This is a genomic window from Planococcus sp. ISL-110 (genome assembly GCF_018613575.1).
Taxonomy (GTDB): Bacteria; Bacillota; Bacilli; order Bacillales_A; family Planococcaceae; genus Planococcus.
Genome location: NZ_JAGGPX010000039.1, coordinates 1 through 16,139 on the forward strand (window position 1 = coordinate 1; position 16,139 = coordinate 16,139).

Annotated in this window: 14 protein-coding genes, 1 tRNA gene, 2 rRNA genes, 1 other RNA gene and 1 other annotated feature; of the genes, 3 read left to right on the forward strand and 15 right to left on the reverse strand. The window is 46.6% G+C overall.

All coding sequences use genetic code 11. From position 1 onward, the window contains the following. The 5 genes from J7I83_RS17435 to ffs all read right to left on the reverse strand — a co-directional run. Positions 1 to 131 (reverse strand): 16S ribosomal RNA (locus J7I83_RS17435); the annotation flags it as partial. A 491-nt stretch (positions 132 to 622) separates the two neighbouring features. Beyond that, on the reverse strand, positions 623 to 1,222 hold the full coding sequence (gene recR, locus J7I83_RS17440) for a recombination mediator RecR (RefSeq protein ID WP_215102859.1): 600 nt from the start codon (positions 1,220 to 1,222) through the stop codon (positions 623 to 625). A 12-nt stretch (positions 1,223 to 1,234) separates the two neighbouring features. Beyond that, a complete protein-coding gene (locus J7I83_RS17445; RefSeq protein ID WP_215102861.1) occupies positions 1,235 to 1,555 on the reverse strand; it encodes a YbaB/EbfC family nucleoid-associated protein in 321 nt (106 codons plus the stop codon). 27 nt (positions 1,556 to 1,582) lie between these two features. Next, positions 1,583 to 3,316 (reverse strand): DNA polymerase III subunit gamma/tau, encoded by a 1,734-nt coding sequence (gene dnaX / locus J7I83_RS17450; protein ID WP_215102863.1) that lies wholly within the window; start codon positions 3,314 to 3,316, stop codon positions 1,583 to 1,585. 164 nt (positions 3,317 to 3,480) lie between these two features. After that, an RNA gene (gene ffs, locus J7I83_RS17455) (signal recognition particle sRNA large type) lies at positions 3,481 to 3,746 on the reverse strand. Between the two features lie 184 nt (positions 3,747 to 3,930). Between ffs and J7I83_RS17460 the strand changes: the two genes are divergently transcribed. Continuing rightward, positions 3,931 to 4,023 (forward strand) — tRNA-Ser (locus J7I83_RS17460). 198 nt (positions 4,024 to 4,221) lie between these two features. Here J7I83_RS17460 and J7I83_RS17465 read toward each other — a convergent pair. From J7I83_RS17465 to J7I83_RS17475, 3 genes are all read right to left on the reverse strand, one after another. Further along, a complete protein-coding gene (locus tag J7I83_RS17465; RefSeq protein ID WP_215102865.1) occupies positions 4,222 to 4,890 on the reverse strand; it encodes a deoxynucleoside kinase in 669 nt (222 codons plus the stop codon). Continuing rightward, positions 4,887 to 5,525, reverse strand: a complete 639-nt coding sequence (locus J7I83_RS17470; protein ID WP_215102867.1) for a deoxynucleoside kinase — start codon at positions 5,523 to 5,525, stop codon at positions 4,887 to 4,889. The genes J7I83_RS17465 and J7I83_RS17470 overlap by 4 nt, the downstream gene beginning before the upstream one ends. A 95-nt stretch (positions 5,526 to 5,620) precedes the next feature. Continuing rightward, on the reverse strand, positions 5,621 to 6,481 hold the full coding sequence (locus J7I83_RS17475; protein ID WP_215102869.1) for a YitT family protein: 861 nt from the start codon (positions 6,479 to 6,481) through the stop codon (positions 5,621 to 5,623). Positions 6,482 to 6,606: 125 nt separating this feature from the next. On the opposite strand from J7I83_RS17475, the gene tadA reads away from it, so the two are divergent. Then, positions 6,607 to 7,095 carry a tRNA adenosine(34) deaminase TadA gene (gene tadA / locus J7I83_RS17480; protein ID WP_215102871.1) on the forward strand — a complete coding sequence of 163 codons (489 nt, stop codon included), beginning with the start codon at positions 6,607 to 6,609 and terminating at the stop codon, positions 7,093 to 7,095. Positions 7,096 to 7,111: 16 nt separating this feature from the next. Here the strand turns inward: tadA and J7I83_RS17485 are convergent, their stop codons facing one another. The 4 genes from J7I83_RS17485 to pdxS form a co-directional block, all read right to left on the reverse strand. Then, positions 7,112 to 7,972, reverse strand: coding sequence for an alpha/beta fold hydrolase (locus J7I83_RS17485; protein WP_215102873.1), 861 nt, complete (start codon positions 7,970 to 7,972; stop codon positions 7,112 to 7,114). Positions 7,973 to 8,174: 202 nt separating this feature from the next. Then, positions 8,175 to 9,449 (reverse strand): serine--tRNA ligase, encoded by a 1,275-nt coding sequence (gene serS / locus J7I83_RS17490; RefSeq protein ID WP_215102875.1) that lies wholly within the window; start codon positions 9,447 to 9,449, stop codon positions 8,175 to 8,177. A gap of 65 nt (positions 9,450 to 9,514) precedes the next feature. Beyond that, positions 9,515 to 9,721, reverse strand: a binding site (T-box leader). Between the two features lie 32 nt (positions 9,722 to 9,753). Further along, positions 9,754 to 10,347, reverse strand: a complete 594-nt coding sequence (gene pdxT / locus J7I83_RS17495; protein ID WP_215102877.1) for a pyridoxal 5'-phosphate synthase glutaminase subunit PdxT — start codon at positions 10,345 to 10,347, stop codon at positions 9,754 to 9,756. A gap of 2 nt (positions 10,348 to 10,349) precedes the next feature. Then, a complete protein-coding gene (gene pdxS, locus J7I83_RS17500; RefSeq protein ID WP_215102879.1) occupies positions 10,350 to 11,234 on the reverse strand; it encodes a pyridoxal 5'-phosphate synthase lyase subunit PdxS in 885 nt (294 codons plus the stop codon). Between the two features lie 104 nt (positions 11,235 to 11,338). Between pdxS and pdxR the strand changes: the two genes are divergently transcribed. Further along, entirely contained in the window at positions 11,339 to 12,733 is a 1,395-nt protein-coding gene (gene pdxR, locus J7I83_RS17505; RefSeq protein WP_215102881.1) for a MocR-like pyridoxine biosynthesis transcription factor PdxR, read from the forward strand. 40 nt (positions 12,734 to 12,773) lie between these two features. Here pdxR and J7I83_RS17510 read toward each other — a convergent pair whose 3' ends face one another. From J7I83_RS17510 to rrf, 3 genes are all read right to left on the reverse strand, one after another. Then, complete coding sequence (locus J7I83_RS17510) at positions 12,774 to 14,114, reverse strand: D-alanyl-D-alanine carboxypeptidase family protein (RefSeq protein ID WP_353048306.1); 1,341 nt, start codon at positions 14,112 to 14,114, stop codon at positions 12,774 to 12,776. 125 nt (positions 14,115 to 14,239) lie between these two features. Then, complete coding sequence (gene guaB / locus J7I83_RS17515; RefSeq protein WP_215102885.1) at positions 14,240 to 15,703, reverse strand: IMP dehydrogenase; 1,464 nt, start codon at positions 15,701 to 15,703, stop codon at positions 14,240 to 14,242. Positions 15,704 to 15,985: 282 nt separating this feature from the next. Then, positions 15,986 to 16,101: ribosomal RNA gene (rrf, locus tag J7I83_RS17520) — 5S ribosomal RNA — on the reverse strand. Positions 16,102 to 16,139 lie beyond the last annotated feature (38 nt).

A 16,139-nucleotide genomic window follows, 5' to 3' on the forward strand; every position in this document is an offset into this window, starting at 1 on the left:
AGGTTGCCCACGTGTTACTCACCCGTCCGCCGCTAAACCAAATGGAGCAAGCTCCAATGGTTCCGCTCGACTTGCATGTATTAGGCACGCCGCCAGCGTTCGTCCTGAGCCAGGATCAAACTCTCCATTATAGAGAACATTTGACTGCTCTTAACTTGCTGGCGTATCGCCGTCCGAAGACGCGCGATTCGCTTTGATCTGCATAACGCTGATCAGTAAGTTGTGCGCGGGCCGCGTTCAACGGCCGTTGCTGTTTGTTGACGTTTTGCTGTTCAGTTTTCAAGGTTCAGTTTGTTTGCGTTGTTTAAGTTGTTTGCGTCGTTCTTTACGACTCCTATGATACTAAAGCATATACTTCCGACTGTCAACACTTTTGGCAAATAAAATTATATTCCTAAAACATTCATTACTGAATTCTCTTTTCCTTCTATAGAAGGAGTTTGAAAAAGGAATCAAGAATAACCGCTCTGTAAAGCCATTTCACTTGACTACCTTTTCCTTTCCTATCCTTCTTCTTTTTCCTATTGATATACCTTGCACTCTAGACTATTATATCTAAAACATAATAAACCAGAATATTCCTTATTTACCATGAGCATACAGCTCTATTCCAATTCTGCTTCTATTTAAGCTCGCGCCGGCCTTCCAACGCTTTCGATAAAGTCACTTCATCCGCGTATTCCAAATCGCCGCCTACCGGAAGCCCGTGGGCAATCCGGGTGGTCTTGATGCCCGAAGGCCTTACGAGGCGGGAAATATACATCGCTGTCGCTTCTCCTTCGATTGTCGGATTCGTCGCCAGAATCAGTTCCTCCACCTCTTCGTCCTGAAGACGCTTCAGAAGAGACGGAACGTTAATGTCTTCAGGGCCAATCCCATCCATTGGAGAGATGGCTCCCTGCAGGACATGGTACAAGCCTTTATAATCGCGCATCTTCTCCATCGCAATGACATCTTTCGGGTCCTGGACCACACAGATCGTCGTACGGTCACGTTGCTGGTCCTGGCAAATATGGCACGGATCAACATCAGTGATATGTCCGCACACCGAACAAAAACTTAAGTTTCGTTTCGCATCCACTAGAGCTTTGGCAAAATCAAGCACTGTGTCTTCCTTCATACCAAGCACAAAAAATGCCAGACGGGCCGCTGTTTTCGGCCCGATCCCTGGCAATTTCATAAAACTCTCCATTAATTTTGAAATAGGTTCTGGATAATGCATCTGGTTTACCTCCTAGAACATGCCCGGGAGATTTAAGCCCTTCGTGAATTTCCCCATTGTGGAATTCGCATGTTCATCCGCTTTTTTAAACGCTTCGTTTGTAGCTACAATCAAAAGATCCTGCAGCATTTCAACATCTTCTGGGTCGACTACTGTAGGATCCAATACGAAGTCCAGCACTTCTTTGTGGCCAGATACAGTGACTTTAACCATACCGCCGCCAGCTGCTCCCTCAAACTTCAATGTTCCAAGCTCTTCTTGGGCAACTGCCATCTCTTTTTGCATTTTTTGCATCTGCTTCATCATGCCTTGCATATTTCCTCCACCGCGCATAATTAGTTCCTCCTTAGAATTTTCATTTTAGTCGTCATGAACCTCGACAAAGTCTTTTCCGAAAAGACGCTCGGCTTCTGAGATGAACGGATCTTCTTCCGCTACAGCCCCTTCACCCGAAAACGGATTTTCTTCTTCAGCCTCTGACTGTTTTTCTTCAGTGCCTGCTTTCGATCCGCTCTTTTTGATAAACTCTTCACGGATTTTCAGCCAACTGGCGTCCGGAACATAAACCGGCGTATAGGCCTTGCCTGCATACTGCTCCAGCAACTGGCTGAAGGTTGCGGCAAACGTCTGGTTTTCAGAAGCCATCTGGCAATGAATATCATACTTGAATTTTAACACAAATGCATCCGCTGATGCCGCTACCGGCTCCGCATCGTTCAATAAAGCTGAATGCGACCGCTGCAATTGGTTCATCACTGTTGCCCAATTGTTTTTGATAGCTTGAATGTCCACCTTGGTGGCATTTTTCAAGACATCTTGAATGCGGCCTGTCGGTATTTTAAAGTTACTTTGCACACGCTGGCGTTTTTTCTGTTCAGCCGGTGCGGCAGCAGCACCACTGACTACTCCATTTTTCACCTGTTGCTGCAATTCGTGCACGAGATTCTCAAGGTGGATAACTTTTGCTTCCAGCTCAGGCGATACCGCAGAAGCTGTACTTTGGACCGGCACATCTGCCTGAGCCATTTTCAGCAACGCTGTTTCCATATAGATTTTCGTATGGTTCGAAAACCGCATTTCCTGTTGTGTTTTGGACAGGAGATCAATCCACGTGTAAAGCGTCGCCGGCTCAAACCGCTTGGCCAGCTCTTCAAAGCGCGGTTCATGGGTCGCCAGCTCCAACATGTCGTGAAGGTTGGGCGCCGTCTGAATCAACAGCAGGTCCCGGAAGAAGGTGATAAAATCCTCAACCAGCCGCACGGGGTCTTTGCCGTCCCGCACCAGCTGTTCCAGCAGCGTCAACGCCTGTCCGATATCTTTGGCAAGCAGCGCTTCTGCAATGCCATAGAACATGTCCTGGCTGATCGAGCCCGTGACGAGCAGGGCGTCTTCGACTGTCATCTCATCGCCGCTGAAGGACACCACCTGATCCAATAGGCTGAGTGCATCGCGCATTCCGCCTGCTGCAGCCTGTGCGATTATTTTGAGCACCTGCTCATCATAAGGAATCTGTGCATCCGTTAACACTTCCACCATACGCGAAACGATATCCACTTGCGTATGCGATTTAAAATCAAATCGCTGGCAACGGGAAATGATTGTCAATGGCAGTTTATGCGGCTCTGTTGTCGCCAAAATAAAGACTACATGTGCCGGTGGCTCTTCCAATGTTTTCAGAAGAGCATTGAAGGCGCTGTTCGACAGCATGTGCACCTCATCTATGATATAGATCTTAAAGCGTGAATTTGCCGGTGAAAACCGGACTTTCTCAATGATCTCCCGCATCTCTTCCACACGTGAATTGGAAGCTGCATCAAATTCAATGACGTCAGTATTGGATCCTTCGTTGATGCTTCTGCAGGAAGCACATTCGTTGCAAGGTTCAGCTGCAGGGGCCTGCGCACAATTCAATGCCTTGGCGAATATCTTAGCCGCACTGGTCTTCCCTGTCCCTCTCGGTCCTGAGAACAAATAAGCATGTGTCGTCTTATTGTAAAGGAGAGCATTTTGAAGGGTTTGTTTGACATGCGTCTGACCTGTCATATCAGAAAAGGACTGTGGTCTGTAAACACGGTAAAAAGCTTGATACGCCAACTTATTCTCTCCTTTTAAATAATCTGTTTTTCATCCTATCATTATATCATAAAAGGCCGGTCTTTCTGAACGATTTCCCCGATCTGCACGTGGAGATTCCACGAATAGAACAATAAAAAGCCTGCCCGCTAAATAGCGGACAGGCTTGAATTTACATATTATTGCCGTGCACCTTTCTTCGACTGCTGCACATAAGCGTTACCCTTGTCGCTGGCTCGATCTAGGCGATCCCGCGGCACATGGAATTTTCCACTTAATGCTGCTTCCTTCCGGACCTGACATGGTTCATGGGATCCCATTGCGCAGGACCCAGATGTCAACACTACGTGCAAGAGACAGACCTTACATGCAAACAGCCTCAGAAAGGAATTCAGTCCTGCTAAAGCGGATTGCAGGTTACAGGACACCGCTATCTTCCCACCTAGCACGGCATTTACTAGTATACGATATTAATCGTCAAAAAATCAATCAAGAACCTTCCTTAAGCAATAATTTCTTTTAAATCAAGTGGTTTTTGGGTGTACAGAGTGGTTTTCATCAACAAATTTTCAAAAAAGCGAAAAACTGTTGACATCCATTATTCATCCATGATAAATTAACACTTGTCCAAATACGGAGGAATACCCAAGTTTGGCTGAAGGGATCGGTCTTGAAAACCGACAGGGGAGTCAAATCCCGCGGGGGTTCGAATCCCTCTTCCTCCTCCATTTTTTAAATTTACACGCGCATATAAATTCAAGATTGGATCTGTTACGCAAGTAATGAATTTTTCTTAACACTATATGTCCGATTATTTCGATATAGATTACCGGAAGGCTCTTGCCTTCCGGTTTTTTTTATGCCTTTTTCTATATTTCCCGGGAAATAATAGAGAAACCCTTGAGCAGCACTGCTCAAGGGTTTCTTTATTTGCGTAGAATGGCGGTTTGCTGCATAAATCCTCCGATGCGTTCCACGATCTGCTCGGAACAATCCGGTTCGTTCATCAAGTCATAATCATTGATATTCAAACGCAATACCGGACATCCGTTAAAGGAATTAATCCAACTTTCATAGCGCTGGTGCATTTCCAGCCAATAATCCACTGGTGTCTGCTGCTCCATTGCACGGCCGCGTTCTTGAATACGGGACAAAATGTCATCAATCGAGCCTTCCAGGTAAATCAGCAAGTCTGGATGCGGGAAATAAGGCGTCATGACCATCGCCTCGAAAAGATTAGTGTACGTTTCATAATCCACATTGTTCATCGTGCCTTTTTCCCAATGCATTTTCGCAAAAATACCGGTATCTTCATAGATCGAACGGTCCTGGATAAATCCGCCGCCGTATTCGAACATCCGCTTTTGCTCTTTAAAGCGTTCAGCCAGGAAGTAGATCTGCAAGTGGAAGCTCCATTTCTCAAAATCATCGTAAAACAAATCCAAGTAGGGATTGGTGTCGACGTTTTCAAATGAAGTGCGGAACTGCAACGCATCTGCCAAGGCTTTAGTCATCGTAGATTTCCCGACACCCACTGTGCCGGCTATTGTAATTATGGCATTCTGGGGAATGCCGTATTTTTCTCGTAAATTCATAAAGTCAAACTCCTCTTTTGTAAAGTTCCATCCACCTTGTCCAGGATCAGCCGAAGATCGCCGCCATTTTGGACAAAATCGATTTCATCGCCATTAAACCGCAGCACGGGGATTTCCGGATGCTCGCGCTCAAAGCGTTCGATGAACTCATGGTAATCCGCTGCCAGCTGTTCCATGTATTCGGGCGTGATCATCTGCTCGAATTCACGGCCCCGCAGTTTAATGCGCTTCATCAGTGTATCCAGGCTGGCATAGAGATAGATGACCATGTTCGGTTTCGGCATATCCACCGTCAGGATTTTGTAGATGGCTTCATACTTGGCGTATTCAGCATGCGGCAATGTACGTTTTGCAAAGATGAGATTTTTGAAGATATGATAATCAGCCACGACCGGTTCCCGGTTCGAAATAAACTTTTTCTGGATATCGGCCAATTGCTTGTAGCGATTGCATAGGAAGAACATCTCTGTTTGGAAGCTCCACTCTTCTATATCTTCGTAGAATTTATTTAAAAATGGGTTTTCGTCAACAATCTCTTTTAACAGCTGAAATTGATTTTGATCGGCGAGTGCTTTGGTCAGCGAGGTCTTGCCTACACCAATCGGACCTTCTACCGTAATGAATGGCACCGGCATGCGAAGTCCTCCTTTTTCGATTCAAGTAAATTGCAATGCCATTTATTTTAACACATAGCTCAGGTGAAAAGTAGAGCGGCATGTTAGCAACGAGATCAATGTATCGGTGCTTTGAAAGTTCCGCCATGGACTTCCTGAGTCGCCATGATGGTCAAAAAAGCTTTGGAATCAATGTCTCCCACAATCTGCTTAAGCTTGGTGATTTCCAGGCGGGTGACCACCACATAAATAACGTCTTTCGGCGAATTAAGGTAGCCGCCTTTGCCATGCAACTTGGTAAAGCTGCGGCCAAGGCGGTCGTTGATGGCCGAACCGATTTCTTCGTATTCTTCCGATATGATCAGCACCGCTTTCGTATCGTCCAAGCCTTGAATGACCACATCGATGGTCTTGGAAGCGATGTAATAAGTCAAAATCGAATACATAGCCTGTTCCAACCCAAGCACGAACGCAGCCCATCCAAAGATGAAGACATTGAAGAACATGACAAATTCGCCAACCGAAAATGGCAGCTTCTTTGTCAATAAAATCCCGAGGATCTCCGTCCCGTCAAGCGCCCCGCCATTGCGGATGACAATTCCGACACCCGCACCCAGAAGCAGCCCACCGAATACGGTAGCAAGCAGCGGATCTTCCACAAATGGTTCAATCTTGTGCATAGGGATTTCAATCAACGCCAATGCAACGATGGCAAAAATGGACGAAATAAAGAAATTGCGACCGATATGCTTGTAGCCAAAATAAAGGAACGGTAAATTGATGGCGACCAGCAATACACCAAACGGAATCACCGTTAAATAATCCAATATCAAAGAAATTCCGATAATCCCACCATCAATAATCGAATTGGGGACCAGGAATAATTCGATGGCAGCTGCTGCCATGGTTGCGCCAATGAAAATAAAGATAAAGCGTACCGTAAAATGCAGCGGTTTTTCCTTTTTGTGCTGTTTCATCCTCGAATCACTCCCTGCTTTCTAATTTCTCTATTTTACGCTGTTATGCGTTTTTTGTCTCCCTGACTTTTCCTGCTTTTTTTGGCAGTGAAAAATGCTACACTAAAGCCAAGGAGCGATGCATCATGAACGGAATGGAAAAAGACCATTTTTATATGGGGTTGGCAATAGAAGAAGCAGAAAAAGCAGGAGCCAAGGGAGAAGTGCCCATCGGTGCTGTAATCGTCCACCAGGACCAGGTGATTGCGCGCGCCCACAATTTGAGGGAAACAACGCAAAATGCAGTCACCCATGCCGAGCTCTTAGCCATACAGGAGGCCTGCCAGTTTCTTGGCAGTTGGCGGCTGGAAGACACCAAGATTTACGTAACGTTAGAGCCTTGTCCGATGTGCGCTGGCGCCATTCTGCAATCCCGGATTCCCCATGTTGTTTACGGCGCACGGGATGCCAAAGCTGGCAGTGTGGATTCCTTGTACCGGCTGCTGAACGACGACCGCTTTAATCATCAATGCCAAGTAACCGAAAATGTTCTCGCTGAAGAATGTGGACAACTGCTGACACAGTTTTTCCGTAATCTGAGAGCAGCCAAAAAACAAAAGCGGAAAACCCCGTAAACGGGTTTTCCGCTTTTTATTCGCTGATAAACTGATCGATGAGCCGATTGACGATTTCCGGCTGCTCGTGCTGGATCCAGTGAGTCGCTTCCCCGACAAAAGCCAAATTGACTTCTTCACAAAAGGACATGCTCTCTTTTGCCAACATTGGTGACAGGAACTGGTCGCCCAATCCCCAAATGATTCTGACCGGCACTTTGATTTTCGTCTCGGGCACCTGCTTGAAACTGTCCCGCCTGATGGCCCGGTACCAATTGAGCATCGCTGTCAGGGCATCAGATTGTGACCAGGCTGCTTTATACTGCTCCATTTCCTGAGTTGAAAAAGTGTCTGGATTGCTGGTCTGTTCGATGCTTTGCTGCATCGCTCTGAACTCTCCCATACCGAGAGCCTTCTCAGGCAGATTGGGCAACTGGAAAAACGCGATATAGGAGCTCTTCATCCATTGCAGCGGATTCTTCTTGAATACCCGAGGCATCGCTTTGGGATGCGGGATATTCAAGACAATCAGCTTTTTCACGTATTCGGGGCGTGTGGCCGCCAAATGCCAGGCGACTGCGCCACCCCAGTCATGACCGATGACAATGGCAGTCTTTTTTTGGAAATGCTCAATGATGCCAATCACATCATCCCGCAAATGATCGACTGTGTAATTATCGATCCCTTCTGGTTTGTCACTTAAATTATAGCCACGTTGATCAGGTGCCACCACCCGGTATCCTTTTTCCGCCAACGGCTGAATTTGATTTTTCCAGCCAAACCAAAATTCCGGAAAGCCATGCAGCAAAACGATTAAAGGGCCATCTGCAGGTCCGGCTACAGCTATATGAAGCTTGATGCCGTTCGTCTCTATAAATTGAAAGCTCAGATTTTCCATCAAATAACTCCTTCCACTCTTCCTCTATACCCATCCTTACCCTTTTCTCCAAATAAAAGGCTCAAAAGCAATGTGCTTTTGAGCCTTTTTATTATATAAGTAAAACTTAAGAATCATCATCTCATTCACCGCTTAGGATTTGGCGCTCGTTCGCGGCTGTTTTGGGGAATATCGACAGTTAAAAATTATTAGTTCAACTTATTTAATTGATGGTCTTTTTGCCGCCCATATAAGGCTGCAGCACTTCTGGAATCTTGATTGACCCATCTTCCTGCTGGCAATTTTCAAGCAATGCTGCCACGGTACGGCCAATTGCCAGCCCACTGCCGTTTAAGGTATGGACAAATTCAGGTTTGCCGGTTGCTTCCCGGCGGAATTTAATATTTGTACGTCTTGCCTGGAAATCCTCAAAATTGCTGCAAGAAGAAATTTCCCGGTACGTATCCTGGCTTGGAATCCAAACTTCGATATCGTATTTCTTGGCGGCTGTAAAGCCAAGGTCTGCTGTACACATCTTCAAGACGCGATATGGCAGCCCTAAAAGTTGAAGCACTTTCTCAGCATGGCCCGTCAGTTTCTCCAGTTCGTCATAAGAATCCTCAGGCTTCACAAAGCGCACCAGTTCGACTTTGTTGAATTGGTGCTGTCGGATTAACCCGCGTGTGTCCCGACCCGCAGAACCCGCTTCAGAGCGGAAATTCGCGCTGTAAGAGGCGAAGGCTTGGGGCATCATATCCGCTGTCAGAATTTCATCACGGTAGAAGTTCGTCACCGGCACTTCAGAGGTCGGAATGAGGAAATAATCCTCTTTCTCGATCAGAAAGGCATCTTCTTCGAATTTTGGCAATTGGCCAGTACCCGTCAAGCTTTCGCGGTTGACCAGATAAGGCGGCAGCATCTCTTCATAGCCATGCTCTTCCTGGTGAAGATCCATCATGAAGTTGATCAACGCGCGCTCAAGGCGTGCGCCGAGTCCCCGGTAAAAGACAAAACGGCTTCCAGTCACTTTGGCTGCACGTTCAAAATCGATAATGTTCAAATCGGTACCCAGATCCCAATGAGCTTTTACTTCGAAACCGAATTCCGGCTTGTCTCCCCAAGTGCGGATTTCTTCGTTGTCGTCTTCAGAATCTCCGAACGGAACACTGTCATGCGGAATGTTCGGTACACGCATCATGATATAGTTCAGACTTTCTTCCACTCTCCGCAGCTCTTCATCGATCGCTTTGATTTGGTCGCCAACTTCACGCATTTTCGCAATGGCGTCGTCCGCATTTTCTTTCGCCCGTTTCATCGCGGCGATATTTTGAGACGCTTCGTTGCGCTCCGCTTTTAATGTTTCGGTCTGCGCAATCAATTCGCGCCGTTTTACATCCAATCCTTCAAAATCATCAAGCACAGAAACATCTTCTCCACGCTTTGCCAGTTTGGCTTTTACTTCTTCAAAATTAGCACGTACAAAACGAATATCCAACATACCAGTTCCTCCTCAAAATTTTATTTACACAAAAAAAGACAACAAAAATAGCCCCCATCCCCTGGTAAAGGGACGAGAGCTACCCGCGTTGCCACCCTGATTGATCGGCACAGGCCAATCCTCTTCATCACATAACGGCATTAAAACCGGCAATGGCTTTTTTCGCCATGCAACTCCGGGGTGGATTCAAACGCGTTTTTCACCGGTTTGCACCAACCACCGGCTCTCTTTGGAAAAACAATCGCTTTACTACTTCCCATCAACGTTTCGTCTTTTAAATTAATCATACTTTACTATATATTGATTAATTTGGCAAGAGAAGGTCTGACTTGCTGGGAATCATGCTTAAAAAATACTCTGTGATGCGATGATCTTCGGTCAATTCCGGATGAAAAGAACAGCCTAGAAACTGACCGCTTTTCGCCATAACAATTTTCCCATCATGAACACATAACACTTCAGCCGACGGACCAGCACTGACAATATGCGGCGCACGGATAAAAACCGCTTCAAAAGCTCCGTCGATGCCTTTGATTTCAAGCGGTGCTTCAAAGCTGTCCACTTGCCGGCCAAATGAATTCCGTTCAACGGCAACATCCATGACGCCCAGATGCGCTTCGTCAGAACCAACAACTGTTTTGGCCAGCAGGATCAACCCTGCACAAGTGCCAAACATCGGTTTTCCGGTTTCGGCAAAATCCTGAAGCGGTTCCATCAAGCCATAGCGGTCGATCAGGCGGCGCATGGTTGTGCTTTCACCACCCGGTAAAATCAATGCATCCAACTCTTCAAGATCTTTGGGCCATTTCACCGAAACCGCTTCCGCTCCACATGCTGTAATTGACTGAAGATGCTCCCGGACAGCTCCCTGCAAAGCTAGGACCCCAATTCGTTTCATTCTTACCAGCCCCGCTCCTGCATACGTTCGCCCGCAGCAATCGTTGAAATTTCAATGCCTTTCATAGCGATGCCCAGATCTTTTGACAGCTCCGCAATCAATTTATAATCCTGGTAATGCGTCGTCGCCTCGACAATCGCACGTGCAAATCGTTCCGGATTATCCGATTTGAAGATACCGGATCCAACGAATACACCGTCCGCTCCTAGTTCCATCATCAATGCCGCATCCGCTGGTGTTGCAATCCCGCCAGCTGCAAAATTGACCACCGGTAAACGGCCCAGGCTTTTCACTTCTTTCAGGAATTCATAGGAAGCACCAAGATTGCGCGCTTCGGTCATCAGTTCATCTTCACTCATGGCAATCACTTTTCGCACTTCCGCGTTTACCTGGCGTAAATGGCGGACTGCTTCTACAATATTGCCAGTACCCGGTTCGCCTTTCGTGCGCAGCATGGAAGCTCCTTCACCGATTCGGCGTGCCGCCTCGCCTAAATTTCGGCAGCCGCAGACAAATGGCACTGTGTATTGGTTTTTCAATAAATGAAACTCTTCATCTGCAGGCGTCAGCACTTCACTTTCGTCAATGTAATCGACACCCATCGCTTCCAAAATACGAGCTTCTACAATATGGCCAATACGTGCTTTCGCCATAACTGGAATTGATACAGCCTTCATTACTTCTTCCGTAATGCGCGGATCTGCCATACGCGCCACTCCACCGTCTCTGCGGATATCAGACGGCACACGCTCGAGCGCCATAACAGCGGTAGCACCCGCAGCTTCAGCGATGCGTGCCTGTTCCGCATTGACCACATCCATGATCACTCCACCTTTTTGCATTTCGGCCATTCCTCTTTTTACGCGATCTGTTCCATGTTGACTCATTTAATAATTCCCCCTATTTGTTTATAAATTCAGTATAATAGAGATTGACCATATAAAAAGACTCAGTTCTTTTCATTTCAATAAGGTCAGTTGGAGGAAACCACATGGATATGCTTATGTTTCAACTTCAAAAACAGTCACAGATTCCGTTATACAAGCAGCTTTACCGTGAAATAAAAAAAGCCATCACAGATGGCACCATCCTTGTTGATACCAAATTGCCCAGCAAGCGGAAATTGGCGGATTATCTACAAATCAGCCAAACAACCGTGGAACTTGCCTATGCCCAGCTGGTTGCTGAGGGGTTTATCGAATCACGGCCGCGCAAAGGATTTTACGCTCAGCCCGTCGAAGAACTGGCGTATCTGGATATTCCCCATGACGAACCGGTCATCAAAGAAACCATTTCCTATAAAGTGGATTTTAACTCCGGCAGCATTGATACACACTCTTTTCCATTTTCAACTTGGCGCAAACTGACACGCGACATTCTGGATGAGTCCAATCATGAACTGTTATTATCCGGCCATCCTCAAGGGGATGATGCCCTGCGCCAGGAAATTGCCCGTTATTTGTATCAGTCCCGGGGCGTCGTCTGTGATGCAGATCAGATTGTCATCGGCTCCGGTACAGAGCAGCTTCTGCCGCTGCTGATCCGCCTGCTCGACAAAACGCTTGTCTATGGCTATGAAAATCCGGGCTATGCGCTGACCCACAGCATTTTCACCCATCACGACCGGCAATCGATTCCCATTGAACTGGACTCCGACGGCATCAATATCAGCGAGCTGGAGGCTTCTGCCGTAGATGTAGCATATGTTACACCTTCCCACCAGTTCCCCTCTGGCTCTGTCCTGAGTGCCACTAAACGGGCACAATTGCTCAACTGGGCTGCGGCTAAGCCGGAACGTTATATTATCGAAGATGATTATGACAGCGAATTCCGTTACACGAGCCGCCCGATTCCTGCTTTGCAGAGCATGGATCTGAGTGACCGGGTCATCTACATCAGCACCTTTTCCAAATCGCTGATGCCTTCCCTGCGCATCGCTTATATGGTCTTGCCCAAACGGCTGCTGCGGGCGTATCAGCAAACATTTCTTCATTATTCTTCATCGGTGCCAAGACACGATCAACAGCTGGTAGCCAAATTCATGAAAGATGGCCATTTCGCGCGTCACCTTAACCGGATGCGCAAGCTGTATCAGAAGAAAATCAAAAAATTGAGCTCGTCCCTGGCTTTATTCGCGCCGGCGGTTACGGTTTCTGGTGAACAGGCTGGTATGCATATCGTTCTTACTATCCAAACCTCATTGAGCGAAGAAGAGCTGGTAAAACGCGCTAAAACAGCCGGTATCCGTGTCACCGGTCTGCAGTCTTACGACGTGCACAAAAGAACCGGTACACACCCGAAAATTGTTCTTGGATTCGGCGGCCTGTTGGAGGAAGAAATTCACTCTGGCATCCTGGATTTGATGTCCTGCTGGGAAATCCATTGAAAAAAGCCGTTCATCCTTTTTAGATGAACGGCTTTCCCTATTAAAATAAACCTTTTACAAAACTACCGGCATCGTTCCAAAGAGAAGATAAGAATCCCCCGACATTGCGCATCGATAAGGACACCCAACCAGCGCGCTCTACAGATTCAATGGTCGCCACCTCGACACTATCCGCACTGCCACTTAAATAGCCGTACTCCGTGCCATGCGATTTTGTCAGCTCGAGCGTTCCCACCACTAAATCCTTTTCTACACCTGCTTCAAGCTCGCCACCCTGGACGACCGAATCGTCCAGCAGCAATTCCGGCTGATACAAGTCCTTATCCGCTGTCCGGATCATCATGGTCACGGGCTCTTGGACTGCAATCGCCACTTCCTCTTCCACGCCTTTTTCAACAGCCAAGGTTTCCTTTCCTTCAAACTGATACCCCGCAGGAATAATTTCCTCTGTCGTGAACTGGCTAAAACCAAAATCAAACAAAGTGCGCGTCGCTTCAAAACGGGCTTTATAAGAACCGGCTCCTTCGTTGTCCACCGCGCCCATGACTACCGCGATAAAACGGGTATCGTCACGCTTTGCTGTGCCGGCAAACGAATAGCCGGCAAAATCCGTGCTGCCGGTTTTCAATCCGTCCACACCTTCATACTCATAAATCAAGCCCGGCAGCATGGAATTCCAGTTTTCCATCCGTGTCTCATCCGCCGTTCCCTCACGAAACATCATCACTGGAATTTTCGTCGTTTCCAATACTTCCGGGTGATCGTCCAACAAAATCTTTGTCAGCTTGGCAACCGAACGCGCCGGCATGATGTTCTCATCTGTCTCTTCTGTCCCTTCCGGATGCATCCCCATCAAGCTTGAATTACTGAGGCCGGTTGAATTGACGAAAGTTGTTTCTTTCAGGCCCATTTCCCCGGCTTTTTCATTCATCAAGCGGACAAATTCACTTTCCGTTCCTGCAATCGTCTCAGCAATGCCAATGGTTGCTGCATTGGCCGAGAAAATGGCCATCGCTTCATACAGTTCTTTGATGGTATAAGTGCCGTCTTCACGAAGCGGTACATTGCTCAAGCGCATGTCCTGAGAAATCTGATAGGCATAATCCGTTACCTGGTATTCCTGATCCCAACTAACCTGCCCTTCTTCAATCGCCTCAAACAATAAATATTCCGTCATCATCTTGGTCATGCTGGCAACCCCTAAAGGCGTCTCAGCATTTTTTTCATAGAGAATTTTACCGCTTTCGGCGTCCACCAAAATAGCAGCTTCCGCCATTATATTTAATGATTCCTCTGCATGTGCCTGTTGCGGAAGAATCACAGTTAAAGTCATTGCAGCTATTAACGCTGTTAGTAAGCTTTTATTAAATATGTTTTTCACTTGTTTGAATACCTCCATTTATTAAGATTCCACATGCTATTTTAGCATATTCTTTGTACCCAAAAATAAAAACATGAAAAAAGCACCTTTTCCATCATGAAAGTGATGGAAAAGGTGCCGATCGATCAAATGGAGTAGTTGGGAGATTCTTTGGTGATTTGGACATCATGCGGATGGCTTTCGCGCAAACCTGCACCCGTCATACGGATAAACTGTGCTTCATCACGCAAGGTCTGTAAATCTTTTGTTCCACAATAACCCATTCCTGCACGGATACCGCCAAGCAATTGGTGGATCGTGTCGGAAAGCTCTCCTTTATACGGCATGCGGCCTTCAATGCCTTCCGGAACCAATTTTTTCGCATCGTCTTGGAAATAGCGGTCTTTTGAGCCTTTTTCCATAGAAGCGATTGATCCCATGCCGCGGTAGGTTTTAAAGCGGCGGCCCTGGAAGATTTCAGTATCTCCCGGGCTTTCAGTTGTACCTGCCAGCAGGCTGCCGAGCATAACGACATGTCCGCCAGCTGCCAATGCTTTGATGATATCTCCGGAATACTTGATTCCGCCATCAGCAATAACCGCTTTGCCATACTTGCGTGCTTCCGTTGCGCAGTCATAAACAGCAGTAATTTGAGGCACGCCGACACCCGCTACAACCCGTGTCGTACAGATCGAGCCCGGACCGATTCCGACTTTTACTACGTCTGCACCGGCATCAATCAATGCTTTTGTGCCTGTAGCAGTTGCCACATTCCCGGCAATGATCGCCAATTCCGGATACGTTGCACGGATTTGCTTGACCATGCCCAAAACGCCTGCCGAATGCCCGTGAGCCGTATCCAATACGATAACATCAACAGAAGCCTTCACCAAATTCTCAACGCGTTTCATTGTATCGGCTGTAACGCCTACAGCAGCACCGACCAATAACCGTCCATGCTTGTCTTTGGCTGCATTCGGAAATTCAATCACTTTTTCAATGTCCTTGATGGTAATTAATCCTTTTAGAACGCCTTTGTCATCGACAATCGGCAATTTCTCGATTTTGTATTGCTGCAGAATCTTTTCTGCATCTTCCAATGTCGTACCTACAGAAGCCGTGACCAATTTCTCTTTTGTCATGACGTCATTAATCTTCAACGAATAATCCTGGATAAAACGCAAGTCACGGTTCGTAATGATTCCAACCAGTTTCAGTTCATCTTTATTATTAACAATCGGCACACCCGAAATGCGGTATTTGCCCATCAAATGCTCAGCATCGTAAACTTGATGTTCAGGTGTTAAGAAGAAAGGATCCGTAATAACGCCGTTTTCTGAACGTTTTACAGTCACGACCTGTTCAGCCTGTTCTTCAATGCTCATATTTTTGTGAATAATCCCTAGTCCACCCTGGCGAGCCATAGCAATAGCCATCTTAGCTTCCGTTACTGTATCCATGCCTGCACTGATCACTGGAATTTTCAACTTAAGAGTTGGTGTCAATTCAACAGCCAAATCAATATCTTTCGGTAAAACTTCCGAATGAGCTGGTACAAGCAATACATCATCAAACGTTAAGCCTTCTTTTACAAATTTTGATTCCCACATAAGTAGACGCGCCTCCTGCTTCCTTTTAAATATTATTGTAAGGTTATCAGCGCGGATATGGTGTGTCAAGAAACTGAAAAAAGAAAAATTATTTAGAATACTTAATCATATAGTTTATGGAACGATTTTGATCTTGCTGAGAGATTGCATCAACTAAAACCGAGAAGATTTATTTCATTAATAAACAGCGATTGGTCAGTTTTTTCAAAGGCGGATCACGAGAAATACAATTGGGAAATAAAAAAAGCCGTTACCGGAATCGGTAACGACTTTTTTCAATGTGCCCAGCGACGTCTTACTCTCACAGGGGGAGACCCCCAACTACCATCAGCGCAAAAGAGCTTAACTGCCGTGTTCGGGATGGGAACGGGTGTGGCCTCTTTGCCATCATCACTGGACTGTTTAGTTGAGTGCTTGTTCACTCAAAACTGGATAA